Raw genomic sequence first — 23812 nt, 5'->3', positions numbered from 1 at the left:
GGGAGATACGCATGAGGATGCTGATCAACAGTCCGCAGACCGTGGTCGCCGACGCCCTACGGGGGATGGCGGCCGCCCATCCCGAACTGGACGTCGACGTGGAGCGGCGGGTCGTCGTACGGCGGGACGCGAAGGCCGGCGGGCGGGTCGGGGTGGTGTCCGGGGGCGGTTCCGGGCACGAACCGCTCCACGCCGGGTTCGTGGGGCACGGGATGCTGTCGGCCGCGTGTCCCGGAGAGGTGTTCACCTCGCCGGTGCCCGACCAGATGGTGCGGGCGGCCGCGGCCGTGGACTCCGGCCAGGGCGTGCTGTTCGTCGTCAAGAACTACACCGGGGACGTGCTGAACTTCGAGATGGCCGCCGAACTCGCCGAGGAGGACGGCCTGCGGATCGAGCGCGTGCTGGTCGACGACGACGTCGCGGTGACCGACAGCCTGTTCACCGCCGGGCGCCGCGGCACCGGGGCCACCCTCTTCGTCGAGAAGATCGCCGGGGCGGCCGCCGAGGAAGGAGCGCCGCTGGACCGGGTGGCCGCGCTCGCCCGACGGGTCGACGCCTGCTCGCGGAGTTTCGGGGTGGCGCTGAGCGCGTGCACCACGCCCGCGAAGGGCAGCCCGACCTTCGACCTGCCGGACGGGGAGCTGGAGTTGGGCATCGGCATCCACGGCGAACCGGGCCGGGAGCGGCGCCCGATGATGTCGGCGCGCGAGATCGCCGAGGTCGCCGTGGGCGCCGTACTGGAGGAGCTCGCGCAGATCGGGCCGGCCGACGGTCCGGTGCTGGCCCTCGTCAACGGGATGGGGGCGACCCCGCTGCTGGAGCTGTACGGCTTCCACGCGGAGGTGGTACGGGTGCTGGCCGAGCGCGGTGTGCCGGTGGCTCGGGCGCTCGTCGGAAACTACGTCACCTCGCTGGACATGGCGGGGTGTTCGGTGACGCTGTGCCGGGCCGACGAGGAACTGTTGCGGCTGTGGGACGCGCCCGTCCGCACGGCGGCCCTGCGTTGGGGCCTGTGAACGTATGGTGGCGGTGGGACCGGCCCGACGGGTGCGAGGCGAGGAGATCCGGTGCGTGACGCAGAGTTCTTCCGGCGCTGGATGGCGGCCGCCGCGACCGCGGTGGAACGGGAGGCGGACCGGCTGACCGAGCTCGACTCCCCCATCGGGGACGCCGACCACGGGAGCAATCTGCTGCGGGGCTTCACGGCCGTGCGCGCCGCCCTGGAGGCCGAGCCGCCGGACGCGGCGCCCGGCGCGGTGCTCCAGCTGGCCGGGAGGACGCTGATCTCCACGGTCGGCGGGGCGTCGGGACCGCTGTACGGGACGCTGCTGCGGCGCGCGGGCAAGGCGCTCGGGGAGTCCGCCGAGGTGTCCGACGAGGAGCTGCGCGCGGCCCTGTCCGAGGGGGTCGGGGCAGTGGCGCAGCTGGGCGGGGCGGCGCCGGGCGACAAGACGATGCTGGACGCGCTGCTGCCGGGCGTGGCCGCGCTGGCCACCTCGTACCGGGCGGCCGGGGTCGCGGCGGAGAACGGGGCGCTGGCGACGGTTCCGATGCGGGCCCGCAAGGGACGGGCCAGCTACCTGGGCGAGCGGAGCGTCGGCCACCAGGATCCGGGGGCGACCTCGTCGGCGCTGTTGCTGGGGGCGCTGGCGGACGTGGCGGAGCAGGCGGGTGCGCGGTGACGGCCGAGCGGCAGGGGCCCGGCTCCGCGTCCGACGCAGGCCCGGCCCTGGTCGGCATCGTGCTCGTGTCGCACAGCGCGCGGGTCGCGGAGGCGGTGGCCGAGCTGGCGCGCGAACTGGCCGCCGGCGGACCCGTGGCGCCGGTGTCCGCGGCGGGCGGCACGGCCCTCGGCGGGCTCGGCACGAGCACGGAGCGGATCGTCGCGGCCGCCCGGGAGGTGGACCGCGGCGCCGGGGTGGGCCTGCTGGCCGACCTGGGCAGCTCGGTACTGACGGTGAAGGCCCTTCTGATGGAGGACGAACTCCCACCGGGGTCGGCCCTGTTGGACGCGCCGTTCGTCGAGGGCGCGGTGGCTGCGGTGGTCACCGCGTCCACCGGAGCCCCCTTGGCGGCGGTCGCGGCGGCCGCCGCGGAGGCGTACACCTATCGCAAGGCCTGACCCCGAACGGCGCCTCCAGAGGCTAGGGCCGGCCGCGGAGGTTTTCGATGTCGCGGCGCTCGCGCTTCGTCGGGCGGCCCGCTCCCCGGTCGCGGATGCCGACCACGGCGGCCTCCACGGGCGTGGGCGGCGGGGGGCTGTTGTCGATCAGGCACTCGGCGGCGACGGGGGCGCCGACCCGCTTGGACACGGGCCGCTTGACGACGACGATCCGCTCGCGCCCCGCGTGGAAGAGCCGTACCTCGTCCCCCGCACGCACGGGCTGCGCCGGCTTGGCGCGCTCCCCGTTGACCTTCACGTGGCCCGCCCGGCAGGCGGTCGCCGCGATCGAGCGGGTCTTGGTCAGGCGCACGGACCAGATCCACGCGTCGACCCGTACCGTGCCCGTTCCCGTTCCCTCATCAGCCATGCCCCGACTCTAGCGAGCCCGGTGCGGTGGACCGGAACGAGTTTTGGCAGATGCGCCAAGAAGTATGGCATCTGCCATGGAGATCGGGCCAAGAGAATTGCAAATGCGCCACATGTACCCATACGTTGTCGCCCATGCAGTCCTACACCATCGGACAGGCGGCGCGTCTGCTGGGCGTCAGCCCGGACACCGCTCGCCGCTGGGCCGACGCCGGCCGGGTCGTGACCCATCGCGACGAAGGCGGTCGACGCCTGATCGACGGACGCGACCTGGCCGCCTTCTCCGTCGAGGTGGGCCAGGGGGCCCACCTCGACGACGGGGAACCGTACACCTCGGCGCGCAACGCCTTTCCCGGCATCGTCACGGCCGTCAAACTCGGCGACGTCGCCGCCCAGGTCGAGATCCAGGCAGGTCCCCACCGCCTGGTCTCGCTGCTCACCCGTGAGGCCGTCGAGGAGCTCGGGCTGGAGGTCGGCATGCAGGCCACCGCCCGCGTGAAGTCCACCAGCGTGCACATCGACCGCACCTGATCCGGACGGCGCGGCCCGCCGTCCCCCCGCGGTCCCCCGCACCACCCGCTCAGCATCACCGAACGTCCCCACCCGCTCCGCCCGTCACCGGCGCGGGTCACCACCGCGCGGTTCCGGCACCAGGCCGGCCGCCGACCCGACCGAGGAGCATCTGCTCATGTCCCCGATCACGATCCGCCGCACCGCCGCCGCCGCGCTGACGGCCGCCCTGCTCGTGCCGCTGGCCGCGTGCGGCAAGAGCGACGACAAGAAGGCCGCCGCCGACCCCACCCCCGCGCCGAAGGCCGTGAACCTCACCGTGCTGGCCGCCTCCTCGCTCACCGACGTCTTCAAGACCGCGGGTGAGGAGTACCAGAAGACCCACCCCGGCACGAAGATCACTTTCTCCTTCGCCGGTTCGCAGGAGCTCGCGGCCCAGGTCAAGCAGGGCGCCCCGGCCGACGCCCTGGTCACCGCCGACACCAAGACCATGGACGGGCTGAAGGCCGAGACCGGCGACGCCACGATCATCGCCAAGAACCGCCTGGTCATCGCGGCCACCAAGGCCAACCCGTTCAAGATCGACGAGCTCAAGGACCTCGCCGACACCAAGATCAAGGTCGTGCTCGCCGCGCCCGAGGTCCCGGTCGGCCGCTACAGCAAGCAGATCCTCGACGCCCAGAAGATCGAGGTGAAGCCGGTCTCCCAGGAGCCCAACGTCCGTGCCGTGCTGAGCAAGGTCGAGCTCGGTGAGGCCGACGCCGGTCTCGTCTACAAGACCGACTCCGCCAAGTCCGGTGACAAGGTCGTCACCGTGGACATCCCGGACGACCAGAACGCCGTGGCCTCCTACCCGGCCGCCACGCTGAAGCAGTCCAAGAACGCCACGGACGCCGCCGCCTTCGTGGCCTGGCTGAGCACCCCCGAGGCGCAGAAGATCCTCCAGGACGCGGGCTTCCAGAAGGCGTAACCGCCGTACGACCCACGCCCCTTGAGGGGCTGCCTGAACCGTGGGGGGACAGGCAGCCCCTCTGGGCGTTCACGTGCCGGGGCCCCGGACCCACCACCGGGCGCCGACCACCCGCCGTCCACGCTTCTCCCGCATCCGACACCCGCAGCCAGGAACCCTGATGAGCAGACTCCGCAGCCGCGCCGGCACGCGCTCCGGCATACGCGTCCCTACCCGTGCCCGCGCCCGCACGCGGCCCCCGTTGGCCCTCGCGCTCCCCGCGCTGCTCGCCGTCGCGTTCCTGCTGCTTCCGCTCGTCGGCATCCTCGTCCGTACCCGGTGGGGCGAGCTCGGCGAACACCTCACCAGCCCCGGCGTGGTCGAGGCCCTGAGGCTCTCGCTGCTGGTGTCCCTGTGGGCCCTGGCCCTCTCGCTGCTCCTCGGCGTCCCGCTGGCCTGGCTGCTGGCCCGCGTCGAGTTCAAGGGCAAGGCCCTGGTCCGCTCCCTCGTCCTGCTTCCGATGGTGCTGCCGCCTACCGTCGGCGGTGTCGCCCTGCTCCTCGGCTTCGGCCGCCGCGGGCTGCTCGGTCCCTGGCTGGAGGGCACCTTCGGGATCACCCTGCCGTTCCACACCTCGGGCGCCGTCGTCGCGGCCACGTTCGTCGCCATGCCGTTCCTGGTGATCAGCCTCGAAGGAGCGCTCGGCGGTCTCAGGCAGCGCTACGAGGAGACCGCCGCCTCGCTCGGCGCCTCGCCGGTCCGGGTGTTCTTCACCGTGACCCTGCCCATGGTCGCCCCCGGCCTGATCGCCGGCGCGGCACTGACATGGGCCCGCGCGCTGGGCGAGTTCGGGGCGACCATCACCTTCGCCGGGAACCTGCCCGGGACCACCCAGACCCTGCCGCTCCAGGTGTACCTGCTGCTGCAGGACAAGCCCGAGGCCGCCACCTCCGTCTCGCTGCTGCTCCTGGCGATCGCCATGGGTGTACTGATCGCCCTGCGCGGACGCTGGACGGGCACCCCGGTGGCCCGCGAGGCCGCTCCGGCGCCGGTCCCCGAGGAGCCGCCCGCCGAAGCCGACCACCCCTCCGGCAGCGCCCGCACCACCACCGGCGTCGGCGGTGTCGCGCCGCCCCACGACGGCGGCCGCTGGCCCCTGCACGCCACCGTCACCGGCTTCAACGAGCTCACGCTCGACGCCGAACCGGGCACCACCATCGCCGTGGTCGGCGAGAACGGCGCCGGCAAGACCACCCTGCTGCGCGCCCTCCTCGGCCTCACCCCGCGGGCCCACGCCGCACTGCGCCTCGGTGACACCGACGTCACCGCCCTGCCTCCGCACAAGCGCCAGGTGGCCTGGGTACCGCAGGACGGGGCGCTGTTCCCGCACCTGACCGCCGTGGCCAACACCGCGTACGGGCTGCGCGCCCGCGGGGTGCCGCGCGCGCAGGCCCGGCGCGAGGCCCTGGCCTGGCTGGACCGGCTCGGTGTGTCGCACCTCGCCGATCGCAGGCCCGCCCAGCTCTCCGGCGGCCAGGCCCAACGGGTGGCGCTGGCCCGGGCGCTGGCCGCCCGCCCCCGGCTCCTCCTGCTGGACGAACCGCTCGCCGCGCTCGACCAGACCACCCGGGCCCGCGTGCGGCACACCCTGCGCACCCATCTGGCCGGCTTCGGCGGGGTCTGCCTCATCGTCACCCACGATCCCGTCGAGGCCGTCTCGCTGGCCGACCGGGTCCTCGTACTCGCCGACGGCCGGGCCTTGCAGGACGCACCGCCCGCGGAGGTGACGCGGCACCCGCGGTCCCCGTGGGTGGCCCGCATGCTGGGCCGCAACGCCTGGCCGGGCACGGCGTCGGCCGACGGGCTCACCCTCGCGGCGGGCGGCCGGCTCGTGGTCGCCGAGGCGCTGCCCGAGGGCGCGAAGGCGCTGGCGATCATCGCTCCGGAGGCGGTCTCCGTGCACACGGACCGGCCCGGCGGCAGCCCCCGCAACGTCTGGCCGGGCACCGTACGGGAGATCACCGCGGTCGGCAGCCGACTGCGGGTGCTGGTCGCCTCGGACACCGCGCCCGATCTGGTCGCCGAGATCACCCCCGACGCGGCGGCCGAACTGAGCATCGTGGACGGCGCCTCGGTGTGGACGAGCGTGAAGGCCACCGAGGTCACACTGGTACGCCTCTGACGGCGCGGGTCCCAGGGGCCGATGGGGTCCGGTGGTGTCCGGGTGTCCGGGTGTCCGGCGGGCGTTTCGCCCGGCTCTCAGCCCGTGTCCTCCGGGCCCGCCAGTTCGAACTCGCACCACACGCACTTCCCGCCGCCCCGGGGCTCCACCCCCCACTCGTCCGCGAGCCGGTCCACCAGCATCAGCCCGCGCCCCGACACCGCCCAGTCGCCCGCCTCGCGCCGCCTGGGCAGGGCGCTGCTGCTGTCCTCCACCTCGATCCGGATCCGGCCCTGCGCCGTCAGCCGCATGCTGACGTGACCGCCGCCCTCCGTGTGGACCAGGGCGTTGGTCATCAGCTCGTCCGCCGCCAGTTCGATCTCGTCGGCCCGGTGCCGCGCGCCCCAGGCCGCCACCGCCGCCCGGATCAGGTGCCGGGCAAGCGCCGGGGCCTTCGTGTCGCCGGGCTCCAGCCGCTGCTGCAGCGGACCGCCGCCGCGCGCGGTCGGGGTGCCGCGGCGGCGCAGGACGAGCATCGCCATGTCGTCCCCGCCGCCCGAGTCGCCGACCAGGTCGCACAGCACGTCGGCGAGTTCCTCCACGTCGATCGGGCCGCTGTGGACCGCGGCCAGCAGCTCCCGCATCCCGCTGTCCGAGTCGGCGCCCGGGCGGTCGATCAGGCCGTCGGTGCACAGCAGCAGGGTGTCCCCGGGGTGCAGTTCGAGGCTGGTGACCGGGTAGCCGGAGCCGGTTCCGGACTGCTCCCGGGGCGGCAGGCCGAGCGGCAGCCCGCCGGCCACCTGGACGCGGTGGACGCTGCCGTCGCCGCGCTTCACCACCGGGTCGAGGTGCCCGGCGCGGACCAGTCGGGCCATCCCGGTGGTGAGGTCCACCTCGGCGTAGGTGCAGGTGGCGAAGCGTTCCGTCTCCAGCTCGCGCAGGAAGGCCGAGGCCCGGGCCATCGCGGCGCCCGGCGTGTGTCCCTCGACGATGTAGGCGCGCATGACGATGCGCAGCTGCCCCATGACGGCCGCCGCGTCCGTGTCGTGGCCCTCGACGTCGCCGATCATCACCCCGACCCTGCCCTCGCCGAGGGGGACCACGTCGTACCAGTCGCCGCCGATGTCCCGCCCCATCCGGGCGGACCGGTACCGTACGGCGATCCGCGCGCCCGGCACGTCCGGGATCCGGCGGGGCAGCATGGCGCGTTGGAGTCCTTCGGCCAGGTCGTGCTCCTGCTCGAAGAGGATGGCCCGCTGGAGGCTCTGCGCGACCCCGCTGCCGAGCGCCATCAGCAGGTTCCGTTCCTCTGCGGTGAACTCGCCCTCCCGTGTGTAGAGCAGCCCGAGCGCTCCGATGGGCCGTCCCTGGGCGATCAGCGGGAGGTAGACGCCGCTGCGGACGGACAGCGGCTCGATGTACGGCCACAGGTCCGGGTAGCGGTGCTGGAACTCCTCCCGGGAGACGAGGATGACCGACTGCATGGTGCGTACGGCCTCGCTCATCGGGAGTCGCGCGTCGATACGCGTGTACTCGATCTCGGGCACGTACGAGCCGAGCTGCCCCTCCGCGACGAGGTGGATGCGGCCGCCGTCGACGACGCCCAGCATCACGCTGACCGCGCCGAGGTGTCCGAGGGCCTGCGGGTCCTTGAGGATGTCGGTCACGTCGTTGACGGTGCGGGCGTGGGCGAGGATGGCGGTGGTCCGCTCCACGACGCCGGTCATCCGGCGTCGCCCCTCGATCTCCTCGCCGCCGGCACCGGGCTCGCCGGGGTCGTGGGCGGCGTCGCGGAGGATCCCGATGACGCGGTACGGGCGACCGGACGGCTCCCGCAGGATGTGCCCCTGGATATGGGTCCAGGTCGATGAACCGTCGCGGGCGCGGCTGCGGACGTACGCCCCGTAGTGGCTGCGGCCGTCCTTGATCGCCTGCGCGACCCTGGTGTCGAGGCGGGCCTCCTCACCGGGTGCCAGGCGGCTCCGGAGTCCGCCGGGGGTCCCGTCGTACTCGTCCGGGCGCAGGTCGAGCACCTCGAGGGCGGTGGGATCGAGATGCATCCGTCCGCTGTCGAGGTCCCAGTCGAAGGTGCCCATGCGGTTGAGCGCGAGGCTGGTGTCCGGCCTCGCCGGCCAGCCGACGGCGGGGTTCTCTGCCCTACGGGCCATGCAGCCAGGGTCTCACTCCCGCCCGCCGGTGTCCCTGCGGGAGCCTCGGACACCCTCCGTGCCCGGTCCGACACGGCTCGGGTCGGGTCGTCGGGCCATCGGGCCGAGGCGCCCGTGGGCCGGGCGGCTCACGGTCGTGTGTCGTCCGCCAAGGCCGCGTCATGGACCAACAGGGCGATCTGGACGCGGTTGTTGAGGTCGAGCCGGGTCAGGATCCGCGACACGTGGGTCTTCACGGTGGGCAGTGCCAGGTGGAGGTCCCGTCCGATCTCCGCGTTGGACAGGCCGCGCCCGACCGCCAGGGCCACCTCGCGCTCGCGCTCGGCCAGCAGCGCCAGCCGGGCACGGGCCGAGGTCGCCCGGGTCTCCTGGCCCGAGTCGCCCGCCACCTGGTCCATGAGCCGGCGGGTGACGGCCGGGGAGAGCACCGGGTCGCCGGCGGCCACCGTCCGGATGGCCGTCACGATCTCCTGCGGCGGGGTGTCCTTGAGGAGGAACCCGGCCGCTCCGGCCCGCAGCGCCCGCAGGACGTGCGCGTCGGTGTGGAAGGTGGTCAGGACCAGCACCTCGGGGGCACCGGGCAGGGCCCGGAGCCGCTCGGTGGCGGCCAGCCCGTCGACGCCGGGCATCCGGATGTCCATCAGGACCAGGTCGGGGGCGTGCGCGGCGACCAGCGCGGGCACCTCCGCCCCGTCGGCGGCCTCCGCGACCAGCTCGATGTCCGGAGCGCCGCCCAGCATCAGGCGCAGTCCGGCCCGGACGATCGCGTCGTCGTCGACCAGCAGGAGGCGGATCACCGGTGCCTCGTCCCCCGTCTCTCGTCGCGTCCTTCGTGCCCCGGGTCCCGTCCTGGCCCCCGGTCAGCCCTGCCAGGGTAGCCAGGCCCGCACCCGGAACCCTCCGTCGGCCGGTAGGGCCGTCAGTTTCCCGCCGGCCAGCCGGGCACGTTCGGCCAGTCCGATCAGTCCCTGCCCGCCGCCCTCGGCCGGCCCCGGGACCGCGCCGGTGTCCGGGTCCGCTCCGGGTGGCCGGGTGTTGCGGACCTCCACCGTCAGCCCGTCGCCCGGGCCCCCGGTCACCCGCACCTCGGCCGCCGCACCGGGCGCGTGCTTGCGTACGTTGGTCAGCGCCTCCTGCACGATGCGGTACGCCGTACGCCCCACCAGGGCGGGTGGCGCGGCCCCTTCGGGCGGTCCGGCCAGCTCGATCGGTCCGCCCGCGGCCCTGGCCTCGGCCACCAGGCGGGGCAGGTCCGCCAGTTCCGGTTGCGGACGCTCGCCGCCCTCCGCGCCCCCGGTACCCGGCCCCGTCCGCAGTACGCCGATCACCTCGCGCAGGTCGTGGAGCGCCAGATGGGCGCTCTCGCGCATCACCCCGGCGGCCCGCTCGATCTCCGCCCCTGGGGCGCCGGGATTGAACTCCAGGGCGCCCGCGTGCACGCTGAGCAGCGACAGCCGGTGGCCGAGTACGTCGTGCATCTCGCGGGCGATCTCCTCCCGCGCCTCCATCCGGGCCCGCTCGGCACGTGATTCCGCGTCCGCCTCGGCCAGCTCGGCGCGCTCGCGCAGCGAGGCGATGAGCTGCTGCCGGGACCGTCGGAACAGCCCCCAGCCGATGGCCCCGGCGATCAGGGCGAAGTAGGTCACCGCCGCGCCGGCCCGGTCCTCGGACATGTCGGGCAGCTGCCACAGGAAGAAGGGCAGCGGGCCGAAGACCAGTGCCGCCACCCCGGCCGTGGCCTTCCACGGCCGGGTCGCGGCCACCGTGAACACGGCCACCATCGCCGGGCCGGTCAGGTAGTGCGCCACGCTCCCGGCCAGGAGCAGCCCCACGGCCAGCTGGACCGGCCACCGCCGGCGCAGCAGGACGGCCGCGCACCCCAGTCCGCTGACGACCTGGTCGGCGGCCCGCCAGCCCGGGCCGAGGCTCTCCGCAACCGGGATGGACCGCGAGCTGACGGCGGCGAAGCAGGCGGCGAAGAGGAACAGGGCCAGGTCGGCGGCCCAGTCCCGGCGGGTGCGGTGGATGCGGCGCATGGGGTGGAAATCTACGGGGGCGGGTGCGGGAGCGGGCGGCCGCGCCCCGTACCGAATACTTAAGTACGAGTGGGGGCCGCCCTAAGGCCGATGCCCCGCCGGGTGGCCGACTCCTACCGTCGGAGCATGACCTCCACCACCCCGAAGTCTCCCCTGGCCACCGTCACGGGTGTGCTCTGCTTCGTCCTCGTCGTCGGCGGCGCGAGCGGCCTGCTGCACGAGTGGCTCGGCTGGATCCACTTCATGGGCTTCGTCCGCTTCCTCGCCCCCGACGGCTACGAGATCTACAGCTACATCGTCATGATCGCCCTCGGTCTCGCGGTGGGCGCCGCGGGCGACACCCTCTCCCGCCGCGGCCGCGGCTGACCCTCGGTCCGCCACCACGCCCCGGTCCGTGACGGTGTCTCCCTCCCCGTGCGGGGAGGGAGACACCGTCGTGGGCGGGGCGGTCAGCTTTCCTGGGCGGGAACCTCGGGCTCCTGCGGGGCCGTCCTGGCCGGTTCCGGCGTCGGCTTCGGCGGAGCGGACGGCCGAGCGGACGGGGGCGGGGGTGCGGCCGAGGTCTGCGGGCGCGGCGCGGAGGACCGGGGAGTCACGGCGGCCGTGGGAGACGCCGGAGCCGCGGTGGTCGCGGGAGCGGCGGACTTCGGAGTCGGTGACTGCGCGGTCGGCGCGGAGGGCGGGGTCGAAGGTGTCGGCGAGGGCGGCTTCGACTCGGCGGACGACGGCGAGGGCGACGCCTTCGGTGACTCGGCCGGGGTCGTCTTCGGTGACTCCGACGGGGACGGCTTGGGTGACTCGGAGGGGGACGGCTTCGGTGACTCGGCCGGGGTGGTCTTCGGTGACTCCGACGGAGACTTCTTCGGTGACTCCGACGGCGACTTCGAGGGCGACTCGGACGGCGACTTCGAGGGCGACGTGGAGGGGGACTTCGACGGCGACTCCGAGGGGGACTTCGACGGCGATGTCGACGGGGACTTCGACGGTGTCGGCGAGGTCCCGGACGGGCTGGGGGAGGTCCCGGACGGGGTCGGCCTCGGCGAGGTCCCGGACGGGCGCGGGTTCGTCACCGTCGGGGTCGGCGTGAGCGGCGGCGTCGGGACGGGCGGCGGCGGAATCGGCCGGTCGGGCTTGGGCTTGCCCTGGTGGTCGCCCTTGGGGCGCTCGTACCACTGGTTGTCCCGGTGGTCGTAGATCACGATCTTGGTGATGACGGTCGGCGCCGGCGCGATGGCCACCACCTTCGTCGGCTGGTAGGAGGGCCACGTCTGTCCGAAACGCTTCGGGGCGGCCTTCAGCGCCACCGGCGGACCCAGCGGGTTCCCGCACGCGCAGCGCACCCGGGGCACGCCCCGGTCGTCCACCAGCACGGCCGTCCCGGCCTGCAGCACGGCCTGGTAGGGGACGAGCTTGCCGTCCCGGTAGCTGTGGTTCGTCACCCGGGTGTCCATCCGCAGCTGCACCGAGGTGAGCGAGCGGAGGTAGCCGGGAACGGCGGCCGGCTGGATGCCGAGCCCCGAGGCGAAGGCCGCGTTCTTGGCGGGGTCGGCGCCGAGCGATCCGATCAGCTTCTCGACGTCACAGCTGGCGACGTTCCTGGTGCCGCCGTACACGCCCGGCGCGGAGCCGCTGACGCTCCTGGTGCCCACCGGACCGGTCGGGCTGGCGCTCGGGCTGACCTGGGCGGTGCCGGTGCCCTGGGGAGAGGGTGGCGGGGTCTCCGGCGGGGGCGGCGCGTCCTTCACCACCGTGGACTCGGTGAAGGGGTCGGGGCCGGTGGCGGCGACCGGCTGGAGGAACACCTCGCCGCCGGCGTTGTCGGTGGTCCCGCTCGGCCGGATGAGGACCACGGCCAGCGCCACGACCGCCGCCACCGCGACCAGCGCGGTGACCAGCCGTGGGACCGACCGCCACCAGGGCCCGTTCGCGGATCCCTGACCCGAACCACCGGGGCCCGCCGGGCCTCCGGGCCCACCCGGCGGCGCCGGCGGCGGCGGTGGCGGAGGCCCCTGCTGCCCGCCCGAGAGCGGGCCGGAGGGCGGCCCGGTGGGGCGTTCTCGAGACGGCGGTCGGCCGGACGGTTGTGTGGTCACGGGCTCTTCTTCCCAGGAGGAGTGAGTTCCCCGGGGACCATTGTGTGCGCCGTCCGGGTGGTGCCCGCAAGCCGAGGGTGTCACGGTGGCAGGGTGAGTCCGACGCCAGGATCTTCATCGTCGGGGGGCTCCGCGAGGGCATGGCGGGACGCCCTCGTCGCCGTCGTCGCGGGATTCGTGGTGATGGCCGTCGTCGCCACCGCCGGGCTGTGGTGCGCGGGCGCGGGCGACCTTCCGGGCGGTGCCTTCCCGCATGTGGTCGCCGCGGTCGTGGTGATGGCGGCGGGCGGTTCGCTGGAGGTGTCGGGCGGTGCCGGTTCGCTGGCGGGGGCCGAGGTGAGCCTGTCGGTGGTCCCCCTCTCGGTGAGTCTGGCCGGCGCCCTGCTCACCGGCTACCTCTTCCTCCGTCCCCTGCACAACCGGGCCGTGGCCCGACCCCGCGAACTCCTCGGCCGCGCTCTCCCGTTGGTGGTGCTCTGGCTGCTCGCCCTGACCGGGGTCGCCTTCCTCGCCCGCGAGACCTTCGGCATCTCCACCGGCGACTCCCCCATCGGGACCATCACCGAACTGCTCGACGCCGCGCCCACGGTGGGCTTCCGGGCCGACCTGCCCGCCACCCTCCTGTACGGACTGCTGTGGATCCTGGGCCTGTTGCTGATCGCCCTGCTGGTCTCGCGCCGCGCCCCGCTGCCGGCGCGGCTGGTCCGCTTCCACTCGGCACTGCGTCCGGCGGCCTTCGCCACGATGCTGCTGCTCCTCGCCTACGTCGTCCTCGGCATCGGGGTCGGCGTGGTCGTGGCCGCCACCCAGGGCCATGCCGACCGGACCCTGGCCGTGATCCTGCTCGGGCTGCCGAACCTCGTCTGGCTCGCGCTCACCCTGGGCTTCGGCGGCGCCTGGGAGGGCAACGTCGAGGGGCCCTTCGGGCTGCCGATGCCACAGGTGCTGGACCAGGTCCTGCGCGGCTCCGACCCGTCCCGGATCGACGTCTCCGCGCTCGCGGAGCAGGACTCCCGGGCGTGGTGGCTGGTGGTGGTGGCCGCCGTCCTGCTGCTCGGCACGGGCGTCCTGGCCGCCGTACGCTCCCCCGCCCACGTCCGCCCCTGGCAGCACGCCCTCCACCTGGGCGTGGCGCTGGCCCTGGCGACCTTGGCGGTCTGCCTGCTGGGCCGGATCCAGGCGCAGTTCGGCCTCTCGCTGCTGGGCATCGGTGAGGTGGACGGCCTCGGCGGCCAGGTGCGGCTGGAGCCCGTGCTGTGGCGCAATGTCGGGCTCGGGCTGTTGTGGGGTGCGGTGGCGGGCTTCCTGGGCGCCCTTGCGGCCCGTCCGCTGCGCCGCGGCGGACGGGTCGACACTCCGGCCACCACGACCGGCGCGACGCCCGCGACGCCGGAGTAGACCGGTCGACTCGTCGTCCGTACGGTTCTCGCGCACCGGAAGCGGACCAGCTCGTCCTGGAGCGGATCAGGCCGAACGGCCGGACGCCCCGGATGCCGCGGGTCCCGGCGGGTCGAACACCGGGAGCGCCCATGACGGCACCGGCGGCGGGGCGGGCAGGTCGGTTCGCGCGGCCCGCACCGCCGCGCCGTCGTCGGACGGTTCGGTCGTCGGCGGTCGGTCGCCCTCTCCCGCGCGGCGCAGGGCTCCGGTGAACTCCAGACAGCTGTTCCACCGGTCGTCCGGCGACTTGGCCAGCGCCTTCGCCAGGACCTCGTCGACCGCCTCCGGCAGGTCCGGCCGCCGTGAGCTCGGCGCGGGCGGGGCGTCGTACTGGTGGGCCCACAGCAGGGCGATGTCGTCGTCCCGCTGGAAGGGCGGTTCCCCGACGAGGGCCTCGTAGACGACGCACCCCAGGCTGTAGACGTCGCAGCGGCCGTCCACGGGCTTGCCGGAGATCTGTTCCGGCGCCACGTAGGTCAGGGTCCCGACGAACTGTCCGTCGGTCGTGAACCCGGTCAGGGACAGCGATTTCTTCGTCAGTCCGAAGTCCGTGAGGTAGGCGTGTTCCGGGTGGTCCCGGTCCGTGCCCGGCGCGATCAGGATGTTGCCCGGCTTCACGTCCCGGTGGACGAGGTCGTGGGCGTGTGCCGCGTCCAGCGCGGAGGCCACCTGGCCGGCGATCCGCGCGGCCGTCGCCACCGGCAGCGGGCCCGTCCGGTCCAGCATCACCCGCAGGTCCGGTCCCTCGACGAGGCGCATGGCGATGTAGAGCAGCCCTTCCGCCTCCCCCGCCTCGAACACGGGAACGATGTGCGGGTGCTCGATGGCCGCGGCCACCTTCGACTCGTGGGCGAACCGCTGCCTGAAGGTGTCGTTCCGGGCCAGCTCGGGAGCCAGCAGTTTCAGGGCCACCCGCCGGTCCAGGCGCAGGTCCCGTGCCTCGTAGACGACGGCCATGCCGCCGCGCCCGATCTCGCTTTCCACCAGGTACCCGGCGATCTGCTGCCCGCGCAGGTCGGTGGGGGACCCGCCGGCGCGCTCCGTGTGCTCCTCGGCCACCGTCAGTCGCCTCCGGGGTCGCGGGTGTCCACGATCCGGGTCGGGTCATGGGCCCCCGACCGGTCGGGGGCGTCCCCGGGGCGTTCGCGCGGGACTCCGACCGCGTCGGTCGGGGTCCTTTCCCTGCGTACGGCGTCCTCGCCGTCCGGACGCGGGTCCGTGGGCGGCACCTCCGTGGGGGGCGGGGGGCGCCCGGGTTCGGGCGCGGCCGGGGCCCCCGGTCCGGCGACCACCGCGTAGGTCGTCATGCGGTCCCCGTCGTCGTAGAGCCACCGGCCCGACTTCTCGTCGTAGAGCCACACCGACTCGCCGTCGATGACCACTCCGGCACGCAGTCCGCGTACGGAGCGGCGGAAGGCATCGGTGTCGATCCTGCCCGAGGCGAGCTCGTCCACGGCGCGCCGGTAGCGTTCCAGCGCCTCGGAGCCCCGGGTGAGCAGCGGCCGCGGGTCCTCGGAGCGGACCGGGGGACGTCCGCCGGCCGTCGGCGGCGGGTGCGGCACGGCGACCAGCAGCCGTCCGTCCACCCAGGCGGACCAGCCGTTGGCGCACAGGACCTCCCCCCACTCCCCGCGCCGGGACAGCAGTTGCACGGGTAGGAACGGGTCCAGGGGCACGGTCGGCCGGGAGACGTCGGGGCTCTCCCAGGCGGACAGCCCCTCCTGTGGCACCACGTGGGTGGGCCGGAAGTCCGCCACCTCGCCTCCGGGGTATCCCAGCGGGCTGCTCATGAGGCCTACTTCCGCATGATGGTCGGCTCGTGGCGGCGCAGCAGCCGGGCGACCAGGACGCCGAACAGCACGGACAGGACGACGAGCATGCCCATCTCAAGGAGCCACAGGTGGGCCTCGTGGTCGAACAGCGGGTCCTGGGTGATCTTGCCGGGCACGATCGCGCCGAGGTCGATGGTGCCCGCCATCGCCCCCATGGCCCACCGGGCCGGTACGAACCAGGCCAGCTGTTCGATGACGGGGACGCCGGTGAGTTTCAGCAGGGAACCGCAGAAGACGACCTGGACGATCGTGAGGAGGACCAGCAGCGGCATGGTGACCTCCTCCTTGGCCACCAGGGCGGAGATCAGCAGGCCGAGCACCATCGCCGTGAGGGACAGCAGGGCGACGGCGAGGGTGATTTCGAGGAGTGGTGGCATGAAGTTGCCGCGGCCGCCCGGGGCGTTGATGGTGACTCCGGCGAGGCCGACGAGGGTGAGGACCACGGCCTGGGCGACGGTGATCGCGCCGAGGACCACGATCTTGGACATCAGGTAGGCCGACCGGGACAGGCCGACGGAACGCTCCCGCTGGTAGATGACGCGTTCCTTGACGAGTTCGCGCACCGCGTTGGCGGCGCCGATCAGGACTCCGCCCACGCACAGGATGAACAGGGCGTTCAGGGCCGTCTCGGCGTTGAGGGTGTTACCGGCCAGAGCGCGGGTCATGGCGCCCATGACGAACGGCAGCGCGACCATGATGACCAGGAAGGTGCGGTCGGACCGGAGCACGGCGGCGTACCGCCGGATCAGGGTGGAGAGCTGGGAGCCCCAGCTCTGGGCCTTGGGTGGCGGGTGCGGCGGGACGCCGGCGGCCCGTTCCGACCGGGCCGTGAGCGGGGGCAGGCCGGCGACGGCGTCGATGTGGCGGCGCTGCAGCGGTGAGGCCCGGTACTCCCCGGCCCAGTCGCGCTCGCGCTGGTTCTCGAAGGCCTCGAAGGCTTCGGGCCACTGGTCGAAGCCGAAGAAGTCGAGGGCATCTCCGGGGGCGCCGAAGTAGGCGATGCGCCCGCCGGGCGCGAGGACCAGGAGGCGGTCGCAGCCTTCGAGGTTGAGCACGCTGTGGGTGACGACGATGACCGTGCGGCCGTCGTCCGCGAGGTCGCGCAGCATGTTCATCACCGAGCGGTCCATGCCGGGGTCGAGGCCGGAGGTGGGCTCGTCCAGGAAGAGCAGGGAGGGCTTGGTGAGCAGTTCCAGGGCGACGGAGACGCGTTTGCGTTGGCCGCCGGAGAGGCTGTGGATGGGCAGGTCGGCGCGCTGTTCGAGGCCGAGTTCACCGATCACCTCATCGACCCGGGCCTGGCGTTCGGCCTTGGCGGTGTCCTGCGGGAAGCGCAGTTCGGCGGCGTACGTCAGCGCGCGCCGGACGGTGAGCTGGGAGTGCAGGATGTCGTCCTGCGGGACGAGGCCGATTCGGCTGCGCAGCTCGGCGTAGTCGCGGTAGAGGTCGCGCCCGTCGTACAGGACGGTGCCCCGGTCGGCGGGGCGCAGGCCGGTCAGTGCGCCGAGCAGGGTGGATTTACCGGCTCCGCTCGGACCCACGACGGCGAGCAGGCATTTGGCGCCGACCGGGAAGGAGACCCCGTCGAGGAGGGTCTTGCGGCCGCGGTCGACGACGACCGTGAGGCCCTGCACGTCGAGGGAGACCTCGCCGGTGTCCACGTACTCCTGGAGCTGGTCGCCGACGAGGCAGAAGACCGAGTGGCCGATGCCGACGATGTCGCCCTCGGTGACGGGGGTGGCCCGGGTGACGGCGGTGCCGTTGAGGTAGGTGCCGTTGTGGCTGCCGACGTCGACGATCTCGTAGCTGCCGTCGGCGAGGGCGTGCAGTTCGGCGTGCCGGCGGGACACGGTGAGGTCGTCGACGACGAGGTCGCTGTCGGGGGCTCGGCCGATGCGGACGGTGGTGCGGACGGGCAGCGGTCGTACGGTCGTCGGCTGCCGGAAGGTGCCGGTCATGGACGGGTTCGCGACCGGGGAGGGCCGGCCCGTGCCCGCCGCGGGGGGAGGCGGGGGCGGCGGAGGCGGCGGAGGGGCCTCCGGTGGGGCGGCGCCGATGACGGCGGCGCGCGGCCCGTCGTCGACGCTGCCGAAGCGCAGTTCGGTGCCGACGCCGACGCTCCACTCGTGGACCCGGTGGCCGTCGGCGTAGGTGCCGTTGGTGCTGCCCTCGTCCTCCAGCGTCCAGTGGTCGCCGTCCGGGCGCAGGATCGCGTGGTGCCAGGAGACGCGGGCGTCGTCGAGGCAGATCTCGCAAAGGGGGTCCCGACCGACGTGGTAGATCCGGTCGGGATCCATCTCGGTGGCGCCCCAGTCGGTCACGAGGACGAGCTGGGGCGCGGTCGGCACACCGGGGCGCTGGACCATGACCAGATTTTCCCACGATCCCGAGGGTCCGGCACCGGTCGGGCATCGTCGCAGGTCAGAGCCCTCTTATGGGTAATGACAACGGTCCCCGTTGCAGCCTTTGCCGATCCCGCCGGGGTGCGCTTCACTTCACGCGACGGAACCGAACACACGGGTGCCGCGACGAGACGGGGGACGCCATGAGTGGGCACGACCACGCGCACGACGGCCACGGACACGGACCCGGGTCGGATGGCCACGGCCATGGACCCGGAGGGCACAGCCACGGCGTGTCGGCGGACGCCGACCGGCGCTGGCTGGCGATCGCGCTCGCCCTGATCGGCGGGTTCATGGCCGTCGAGGTGGTCATCGGCGTCATGGCCAACTCGCTGGCCCTGATCTCGGACGCGGCCCACATGCTGACGGACGCCGTCTCGATCGTCCTGGCGCTGATCGCCATGCGGCTGGCCGCGCGCCCGGCCCGCGGGGGTTTCACGTACGGCCTCAAGCGGGCGGAGATACTCTCCGCCCAGGCCAACGGGCTGACGCTGATCCTGCTGGGGCTCTGGTTGGCGTACGAGGCGGTGCGGCGGCTGATGGACCCGCCGCCCGTGGAGGGCGGGCTGGTCGTGGTGACGGCGCTCGCGGGCATCGTGGTCAATGTGGCCGCGGCCTGGTGCATCTCCCGGGCGAACCGTTCCACGCTCGTCGTCGAGGGTGCCTATCAGCACATCCTGAACGACCTGTTCGCCTTCATCGGGACCGCGATCGCCGGTGTGGTCGTGCTGACCACCGGTTTCCGGCAGGCGGACGCGATCGCCACGCTGGTCGTGGTGGTGCTGATGCTCAAGGCGGGCTACGGGCTGGTCCGCGAGTCCGGTCGGATCCTCCTGGAGGCGGCTCCGGCCCATGTGGACCCGGACGCGGTCGGCGACCGGCTGGCCGGGCACCCGCCCGTCACCGAGGTGCACGACCTGCACATCTGGACGATCACCTCGGGTCAGGCGGCGCTGTCCGCGCACGTACTGGTGGAGCCGGCGGGCGACTGCCACGCCGTCCGCCGGGACCTGGAGGCGCTGCTCGACAAGGAGTACGGGATCACGCACACCACCCTGCAGGTGGATCACGCGCAGGACTCCCTCCTGACGGTCGGCCGCGCGGGCGGCGCGTCCGACGCCCACTGCGCGGACGCGCACGGTCCGGTGCACCGGCAGGGACCGCACGACCACTGACGGCGAAAACGCGTACCGCACGTCATTGGCAGGGGTCCGTACGGGGCATGGATGGACCCATGACGCACAAACGCAGTGCCGGACTGCTCCTCTTCCGGCGGACCGGTCCGGAGGCGGAGTCCGGTGTCGAGGTACTCCTCGGACATATGGGCGGACCGCTCTGGGCCGGCCGGAAGAGCGGCGACTGGGCCATCCCCAAGGGTGAATACGGCCCGGAGGAGACCCCGAGGGACGCCGCCCGTCGGGAATTCACCGAGGAGATCGGGCTGCCTCCGCCGGAGGGTGACTACCTGCCGCTGGGCGAAGTGCGGCTGACCAGCGGAAAGCTGGTGACCATCTGGGCGGTGGAGGCGGATCTCGACCCCGCGCTGATGGTGCCCGGGACCTTCTCGATGGAGTGGCCGCCGCACTCCGGGAACGTCCAGGACTTCCCGGAGCTGGACAAGGTGGCCTGGTTCGCTCCGACACTGGCGCAAAACATGCTGATCCCCTCCCAACTTCCCTTCCTGGAGCGACTGTTGGGGCTCCTGAAGGTTTGACCCACACTTGCACTTGCCAACACCCTTACCTGCATGGACATTGCACACATGACGAACGTCGTGCTGGTGGGAACCTTGGACACCAAGGGTGTGGAGTACGGCTGGCTGCGCGAGAGGCTGCTGCGCGCCGGCGTCGAAGTGGTACTGGTCGACACAGGAATCATGGGCGAACCCCGGGTGCCCGCCGACGTCCCGCGTGACGCGGTGGCCCGGGCGGCGGGCACGGAACTGTCGGAACTGCGCACGGCCGCCGACCGGGGTGCGGCCGTGACCACCATGGCGAGGGGCGCGGAGGCGACCCTCTTACGCCTGCACACCGAGGGCCGGCTGCACGGGGTGCTCGCCGTCGGCGGCAGCGGCGGCACCTCCATCGCCACCCGGGCGATGCGCGCCCTGCCGCTGGGCGTACCCAAACTGATGGTCTCGTCCATGGCGTCCGGTGACGTCCGCCCCTACGTGGGCTCCTCGGACATCACCATGATGTACAGCGTGGTGGACATCGCGGGGATCAACAGCGTCTCCGCACCGATCCTGGCGAACGCCGTGGCGGCGATCACCGGCATGGCCAGGTCCTACGCCCGCACCTCCCCGGAGGGCCGCCCGCCCCGGCTGGGCACGGGCGGCCGCCCCCTGATCGCGGCGAGCATGGCGGGCGTGACCACGGCCGGGGTGGACGCGGCGCGCGAGCGGCTGACGGAACTGGGCTACGAGGTGCTGGTCTTCCACGTCAGCGGCACCGGCGGCCGTACCTTGGAGACCCTCGCCGGCCAAGGGGTCTTCGCCGGCGTCCTCGACCTCACCCTCAGCGAGCTCGCCGACGACCTGTGCGGGGGCGTCCTCAGCGCGGGCCCGGACCGGCTCAGCGCGGCCGGGCGGGCCGGAATCCCGCAGGTGGTGAGCCTGGGGGCGCTGGACATGGTGAAGTTCGGCCCGCTGGAGAGCCTGCCCCCGCAGGTCCGCGAGCGGGGCGTCCACGTCCACAATCCGTCCGTCACCGTGACCCGTACGACCCCGGCCGAGTGCGCGGAACTCGGCCGTCGGGTCGCCGCCAAACTGCGCGTGGCGAACGGACCCACGGCGGTCTGCGTCCCGCTCCGTGGACTGTCCACGCTCGGCGCGCCGGGTGGGCTTTACCATGACGCCGACGCGGACCGGGCCTTGTTCTCGGCGCTGCGCGAGGGCCTGCGGGGAAGTACCACCAGGCTCTACGACTACGACACGCACATCAACGATCCGGCCTTCGGGCAGGCGGCGGCCGACCGGTTGCACGCCATGATCGGCGCGCTGTCGGCCGCGGCCTGAGCCATCCGCCGTGGTGGGGAACCGGCCACGGCGGAAACCACGTCCCTTGGGACGTCCGGCCCGGGGAGGCCGGCGGACGACGGTCCCGGACCGGTCGTCCGAGCGGACACGGCGGCGCCACACGACAGGCAGAGGGGCGGGAACGATGAAGGACACAAGGGCGGCCTGGTCGGTCCCCGGTTACACCGAGGTCCGTGAGCTCGGCTCGGGCGGCAGCGGCCGCGTGGTGCTCGCCGTCCACGACGGTACGGGCACCCCGGTCGCGGTGAAGTACCTCAGCGACCGGCTGCGCCAGGACCCGGCCTTCGTCGGCGAGTTCCGGGCCGAGGCCCGCCTCCTGGGCGGGCTGCAGACCCCGTACGTGGTCAGGCTGTACGAGTACGTGGAGGCGTCCGGCGGCGCCGCCATCGTCATGGAGCTGGTGGACGGGATCTCCCTGCGCGCCCTCCTGAAGCAGTCCGGGCGGGCCGACGCCGAGGCCGCGCTGGTGGTCCTCAAGGGCTCCTTGCTGGGGCTCGCGGCGGCGCACCGGGCAGGCGTGGTCCACCGCGACTACAAGCCGGAGAACGTGCTGGTCGCTCCGGACGGCTCGTCGAAGCTGGTGGACTTCGGGATCGCGGCGAACCGGGGCAGCACGCCCGGCGTGGCCGGAACCCCCGCCTACATGGCTCCCGAGCAGTGGCAGGGCCGCCCGGCCTCGCCCGCGGCCGACGTCTACGCGGCGACGGCGACCTTCTTCGAGTGCCTCACCGGCCGCAAGCCCTTCGACGGGGAGAATTTCGCCGAACTCGCCGTCCAGCACATCGAGGCGCCGGTCCCCGAGACCGAGGCGCCCGAGCCCGTACGCCCGTTGATCCGGCGCGGCCTCGCGAAGGCGCCCGAGCAGCGGCCGGAGAACGCCGAGGCGTTCGTGGCCGAGCTGGAGGGCGTGGCGCTGGCGGCGTACGGGCCCGAGTGGGAGGAACGCGGTCAGCGCAAGCTGGCGGCGCTGGCCGCCCTGCTGCCGCTGCTGTTCCCCTCGGCGGGTGGCGCGGCGGCGGGCACCACGGCGGTCGCCACGACCACCGTGCCCGGCGGTTCCGGCTGGGCTCCGGGCCGTCGCGGCTGGCTCGCGGCGGGCGTGGCGCTCGTGCTGGGAACCGTACTGGTCCTGACGACGGACGCGATCGGCGCGGCCCCGGACGCGGCCTCGGCGGTCAGCGCCTTCGCCACGACGAGCGCGGCCCCGCCCGGCTCGGCCTCGCCGAGCGCGAACCCGAGCCCGAGCGGGTCCGCCTCCCCGTCGCCGAGTCCGAGCCCCTCCGCGTCCCCGAGCCCCTCACCGTCCGCGTCCGCGTCCGCGTCGCCGTCCACCTCTCCGTCCTGGTCGCCCACGCCGACCCCGACACCGACGCCCACGCTGAAGGTCACGGACATCGCCGTGTCGCTCAAGACCGGGGTCTACCGGGGCGACGCGACGATCTCGGTCAGCTCGCAGGGCACCGGTTCGGTCACCGTGACCGTGGAGTGGTTCCTGGGCGGTACGCAAGGCTCCTACTCCGTGCCCGACGGCGCGGAGTCGTTCGTGGTCCCGGCCGGATCGACGGCCGCCCAGGTCAGGTCCCACACCTTCAGCCGCGGCAACGGCTGCTACGGCGGCGTCCGGGTCACCACCAAGCCCACCGCCGGGAACAAATCCGCCTCGGCCTCGCAGTACCTGCTGCGCTGCAAGGAGCAGGAGGTGCCACGATGAGCGGTTCCGGCGCTCCCGACGGCGACGACTACAGCGCCACCGTCCTCGGCAGCCATTGGTTCAGCGGCCCCCCGGACGCGACGAAGAGGATGACGGCGCCCGAGCCGGTGGTTCCCGACCGGGTCGAGGGCTCCGTGCTCCGCTTCGGTCCCGGGGTCACCGCGGCCATGCCCGCGCCGTTCCCCCTCGACGCCGTGACGGCCGTCGTACCGGCACCTGGGCGGCGCCGCCTGGCGGGCCTGCGACGGTACGCCCTCGCGGCGTTCGTCCTGGCCGCGGTCCTCGCGTATCTCGGGTGGCAGCGGTTCGGTCCGGGGATCGAGGTCCGGGACGTGACCGTGAGCACCGATCCCAAGGGACCCGCCTGTGACACGGCGGCCGATGTGGTGGCCGTCGTGACGACCGACGGGCGCCCGGGCATCCTCACCTACCGGTGGGTGCGCAGCGACGGCACCCGGTCCGAGCGGCTGACCGAACGGGTGCCGCGCGGGCAGCGGGAGGCCCGGCTGCACCTGCTGTGGACCTTCAAGGGCACGGGCAGCTACCCGGCGAAGGCGGAACTGCAACTGGTGTCGCCCGGGCAGCGCACGGCCGCGGTGGAGTTCACGTACCGCTGTGCGCCTTAGGGAGTGGTGGGCAGCCGGATGACGGCGCGCCCGCCGTCGAGGTCGACCCGGGTGCGCGGCGGTGCACCGTCCTCCTCGTCGTCACGCATGACGAGGGCGCTCTGCCGTTCCTTGAGTTCGTTCTGCTTGCCCGGCGAGAAGCTGGCGTGGAGCTGCTCGAAGCCGGTGGCGGAGATCTGTCCCTGGCGGCCGTTCCACCGCCAGGGCAGCAGTCCGGCGCGGCCCGCGCGGACCAGTGCCAGGTCGAGGAAGGCCACGGCGGTGAGCACCAGAGCCAGACCGGGAAGGGTCATGAAGATGACGAAGCCCATGCGGTG

The 23812-nt window shown here is 73.6% G+C and carries 21 protein-coding genes and 1 pseudogene; 13 read left to right on the top strand and 9 right to left on the bottom strand.

Annotated features, from left to right (window positions below; genetic code table 11):
* Positions 1-11: 11 nt before the first annotated feature.
* From dhaK to ACWG52_RS33165, 3 genes are read left to right on the top strand one after another with little or no spacing between them, the layout of a single operon-like run.
* Positions 12-1016, top strand: coding sequence for a dihydroxyacetone kinase subunit DhaK (dhaK, locus tag ACWG52_RS33175; protein WP_386021558.1), 1005 nt, complete (start codon positions 12-14; stop codon positions 1014-1016).
* Positions 1017-1067: 51 nt separating this feature from the next.
* Positions 1068-1682 (top strand): dihydroxyacetone kinase subunit DhaL, encoded by a 615-nt coding sequence (dhaL, locus tag ACWG52_RS33170; protein WP_389807057.1) that lies wholly within the window; start codon positions 1068-1070, stop codon positions 1680-1682.
* Complete coding sequence (locus tag ACWG52_RS33165; RefSeq protein ID WP_389807058.1) at positions 1679-2122, top strand: PTS-dependent dihydroxyacetone kinase phosphotransferase subunit DhaM; 444 nt, start codon at positions 1679-1681, stop codon at positions 2120-2122. The genes dhaL and ACWG52_RS33165 overlap by 4 nt, the downstream gene beginning before the upstream one ends.
* A gap of 22 nt (positions 2123-2144) precedes the next feature.
* Here the strand turns inward: ACWG52_RS33165 and ACWG52_RS33160 are convergent, their stop codons facing one another.
* Positions 2145-2531 (bottom strand): RNA-binding S4 domain-containing protein, encoded by a 387-nt coding sequence (locus ACWG52_RS33160; RefSeq protein ID WP_389807059.1) that lies wholly within the window; start codon positions 2529-2531, stop codon positions 2145-2147.
* 134 nt (positions 2532-2665) lie between these two features.
* On the opposite strand from ACWG52_RS33160, the gene ACWG52_RS33155 reads away from it, so the two are divergent.
* From ACWG52_RS33155 to ACWG52_RS33145, 3 genes are all read left to right on the top strand, one after another.
* Positions 2666-3061, top strand: a complete 396-nt coding sequence (locus ACWG52_RS33155) for a TOBE domain-containing protein (RefSeq protein ID WP_375941978.1) — start codon at positions 2666-2668, stop codon at positions 3059-3061.
* Between the two features lie 157 nt (positions 3062-3218).
* A complete protein-coding gene (gene modA, locus ACWG52_RS33150) occupies positions 3219-4010 on the top strand; it encodes a molybdate ABC transporter substrate-binding protein (RefSeq protein ID WP_033214034.1) in 792 nt (263 codons plus the stop codon).
* Between the two features lie 160 nt (positions 4011-4170).
* Positions 4171-6171, top strand: coding sequence for an ABC transporter permease (locus tag ACWG52_RS33145; protein ID WP_453126743.1), 2001 nt, complete (start codon positions 4171-4173; stop codon positions 6169-6171).
* 77 nt (positions 6172-6248) lie between these two features.
* Here the strand turns inward: ACWG52_RS33145 and ACWG52_RS33140 are convergent, their stop codons facing one another.
* The 3 genes from ACWG52_RS33140 to ACWG52_RS33130 form a co-directional block, all read right to left on the bottom strand.
* On the bottom strand, positions 6249-8318 hold the full coding sequence (locus ACWG52_RS33140) for a SpoIIE family protein phosphatase (RefSeq protein ID WP_390136184.1): 2070 nt from the start codon (positions 8316-8318) through the stop codon (positions 6249-6251).
* A 128-nt stretch (positions 8319-8446) separates the two neighbouring features.
* A complete protein-coding gene (locus ACWG52_RS33135; protein WP_390136181.1) occupies positions 8447-9115 on the bottom strand; it encodes a response regulator in 669 nt (222 codons plus the stop codon).
* 63 nt (positions 9116-9178) lie between these two features.
* The gene (locus tag ACWG52_RS33130) at positions 9179-10354 is read right to left on the bottom strand and encodes a sensor histidine kinase (RefSeq protein WP_390136179.1); all 1176 of its coding nucleotides are present in this window, start codon (positions 10352-10354) and stop codon (positions 9179-9181) included.
* Positions 10355-10480: 126 nt separating this feature from the next.
* Here ACWG52_RS33130 and ACWG52_RS33125 point away from each other — a divergent pair, with 126 nt between their 5' ends.
* Positions 10481-10720: a hypothetical protein gene (locus tag ACWG52_RS33125; RefSeq protein WP_030730120.1), complete on the top strand. Its 240-nt coding sequence runs from the start codon at positions 10481-10483 to the stop codon at positions 10718-10720.
* A gap of 410 nt (positions 10721-11130) precedes the next feature.
* Here ACWG52_RS33125 and ACWG52_RS33120 read toward each other — a convergent pair.
* Positions 11131-12447: pseudogene (locus ACWG52_RS33120) on the bottom strand (DUF6777 domain-containing protein); the annotation flags it as partial.
* Positions 12448-12540: 93 nt separating this feature from the next.
* Between ACWG52_RS33120 and ACWG52_RS33115 the strand changes: the two are divergent.
* On the top strand, positions 12541-13845 hold the full coding sequence (locus ACWG52_RS33115; protein WP_390136176.1) for a streptophobe family protein: 1305 nt from the start codon (positions 12541-12543) through the stop codon (positions 13843-13845).
* 66 nt (positions 13846-13911) lie between these two features.
* Here the strand turns inward: ACWG52_RS33115 and ACWG52_RS33110 are convergent, their stop codons facing one another.
* From ACWG52_RS33110 to ACWG52_RS33100, 3 genes are read right to left on the bottom strand one after another with little or no spacing between them, the layout of a single operon-like run.
* Positions 13912-14952 carry a serine/threonine-protein kinase gene (locus ACWG52_RS33110; RefSeq protein ID WP_389807382.1) on the bottom strand — a complete coding sequence of 347 codons (1041 nt, stop codon included), beginning with the start codon at positions 14950-14952 and terminating at the stop codon, positions 13912-13914.
* Positions 14949-15677, bottom strand: coding sequence for a hypothetical protein (locus ACWG52_RS33105; RefSeq protein WP_389807067.1), 729 nt, complete (start codon positions 15675-15677; stop codon positions 14949-14951). Before ACWG52_RS33105 ends, ACWG52_RS33110 begins: the two co-directional genes overlap by 4 nt.
* Before the next feature lie 5 nt (positions 15678-15682).
* Positions 15683-18085 carry an ABC transporter ATP-binding protein/permease gene (locus ACWG52_RS33100; RefSeq protein ID WP_389807068.1) on the bottom strand — a complete coding sequence of 801 codons (2403 nt, stop codon included), beginning with the start codon at positions 18083-18085 and terminating at the stop codon, positions 15683-15685.
* 179 nt (positions 18086-18264) lie between these two features.
* On the opposite strand from ACWG52_RS33100, the gene ACWG52_RS33095 reads away from it, so the two are divergent.
* The 5 genes from ACWG52_RS33095 to ACWG52_RS33075 all read left to right on the top strand — a co-directional run bounded on the left by ACWG52_RS33095 (position 18265) and on the right by ACWG52_RS33075 (position 23495).
* Positions 18265-19296, top strand: coding sequence for a cation diffusion facilitator family transporter (locus ACWG52_RS33095; RefSeq protein WP_390166783.1), 1032 nt, complete (start codon positions 18265-18267; stop codon positions 19294-19296).
* A 59-nt stretch (positions 19297-19355) separates the two neighbouring features.
* Positions 19356-19835: an NUDIX domain-containing protein gene (locus ACWG52_RS33090; RefSeq protein WP_389807070.1), complete on the top strand. Its 480-nt coding sequence runs from the start codon at positions 19356-19358 to the stop codon at positions 19833-19835.
* A gap of 48 nt (positions 19836-19883) precedes the next feature.
* Positions 19884-21137, top strand: coding sequence for a Tm-1-like ATP-binding domain-containing protein (locus tag ACWG52_RS33085; protein ID WP_389807384.1), 1254 nt, complete (start codon positions 19884-19886; stop codon positions 21135-21137).
* A gap of 145 nt (positions 21138-21282) precedes the next feature.
* Positions 21283-22869 carry a serine/threonine-protein kinase gene (locus ACWG52_RS33080; protein ID WP_453126738.1) on the top strand — a complete coding sequence of 529 codons (1587 nt, stop codon included), beginning with the start codon at positions 21283-21285 and terminating at the stop codon, positions 22867-22869.
* Positions 22866-23495, top strand: a complete 630-nt coding sequence (locus ACWG52_RS33075) for a hypothetical protein (RefSeq protein WP_453126736.1) — start codon at positions 22866-22868, stop codon at positions 23493-23495. The genes ACWG52_RS33080 and ACWG52_RS33075 overlap by 4 nt, the downstream gene beginning before the upstream one ends.
* Here the strand turns inward: ACWG52_RS33075 and ACWG52_RS33070 are convergent.
* Positions 23492-23806, bottom strand: coding sequence for a DUF6191 domain-containing protein (locus tag ACWG52_RS33070; protein WP_389807073.1), 315 nt, complete (start codon positions 23804-23806; stop codon positions 23492-23494). The genes ACWG52_RS33075 and ACWG52_RS33070 overlap by 4 nt on opposite strands.
* Between the last annotated feature and the right edge of the window lie 6 nt (positions 23807-23812).

The sequence above is a fragment of the Streptomyces sp. CLCI03 genome (assembly GCF_053615355.1).
The sequence above is the reverse complement of the archived record's forward strand: the minus strand, read 5'-3'. Positions and strand labels throughout refer to the sequence as shown.

What these genes read in the sequence shown, in the direction of transcription:
- ACWG52_RS33095 (WP_390166783.1), top strand. Translation starts at nt 18,265, where the DNA reads ATGAGTGGGCACGACCACGCGCACGACGGCCACGGACACGGACCCGGG.
- ACWG52_RS33075 (WP_453126736.1), top strand. Translation starts at nt 22,866, where the DNA reads ATGAGCGGTTCCGGCGCTCCCGACGGCGACGACTACAGCGCCACCGTC.
- ACWG52_RS33125 (WP_030730120.1), top strand. Translation starts at nt 10,481, where the DNA reads ATGACCTCCACCACCCCGAAGTCTCCCCTGGCCACCGTCACGGGTGTG.
- ACWG52_RS33105 (WP_389807067.1), bottom strand. Translation starts at nt 15,677, where the DNA reads ATGAGCAGCCCGCTGGGATACCCCGGAGGCGAGGTGGCGGACTTCCGG.
- ACWG52_RS33085 (WP_389807384.1), top strand. Translation starts at nt 19,884, where the DNA reads ATGACGAACGTCGTGCTGGTGGGAACCTTGGACACCAAGGGTGTGGAG.
- ACWG52_RS33070 (WP_389807073.1), bottom strand. Translation starts at nt 23,806, where the DNA reads ATGGGCTTCGTCATCTTCATGACCCTTCCCGGTCTGGCTCTGGTGCTC.
- ACWG52_RS33100 (WP_389807068.1), bottom strand. Translation starts at nt 18,085, where the DNA reads ATGGTCCAGCGCCCCGGTGTGCCGACCGCGCCCCAGCTCGTCCTCGTG.
- modA (WP_033214034.1), top strand. Translation starts at nt 3,219, where the DNA reads ATGTCCCCGATCACGATCCGCCGCACCGCCGCCGCCGCGCTGACGGCC.
- dhaK (WP_386021558.1), top strand. Translation starts at nt 12, where the DNA reads ATGAGGATGCTGATCAACAGTCCGCAGACCGTGGTCGCCGACGCCCTA.
- ACWG52_RS33130 (WP_390136179.1), bottom strand. Translation starts at nt 10,354, where the DNA reads ATGCGCCGCATCCACCGCACCCGCCGGGACTGGGCCGCCGACCTGGCC.
- ACWG52_RS33080 (WP_453126738.1), top strand. Translation starts at nt 21,283, where the DNA reads ATGAAGGACACAAGGGCGGCCTGGTCGGTCCCCGGTTACACCGAGGTC.
- ACWG52_RS33145 (WP_453126743.1), top strand. Translation starts at nt 4,171, where the DNA reads ATGAGCAGACTCCGCAGCCGCGCCGGCACGCGCTCCGGCATACGCGTC.
- ACWG52_RS33160 (WP_389807059.1), bottom strand. Translation starts at nt 2,531, where the DNA reads ATGGCTGATGAGGGAACGGGAACGGGCACGGTACGGGTCGACGCGTGG.
- ACWG52_RS33090 (WP_389807070.1), top strand. Translation starts at nt 19,356, where the DNA reads ATGACGCACAAACGCAGTGCCGGACTGCTCCTCTTCCGGCGGACCGGT.
- ACWG52_RS33155 (WP_375941978.1), top strand. Translation starts at nt 2,666, where the DNA reads ATGCAGTCCTACACCATCGGACAGGCGGCGCGTCTGCTGGGCGTCAGC.
- ACWG52_RS33140 (WP_390136184.1), bottom strand. Translation starts at nt 8,318, where the DNA reads ATGGCCCGTAGGGCAGAGAACCCCGCCGTCGGCTGGCCGGCGAGGCCG.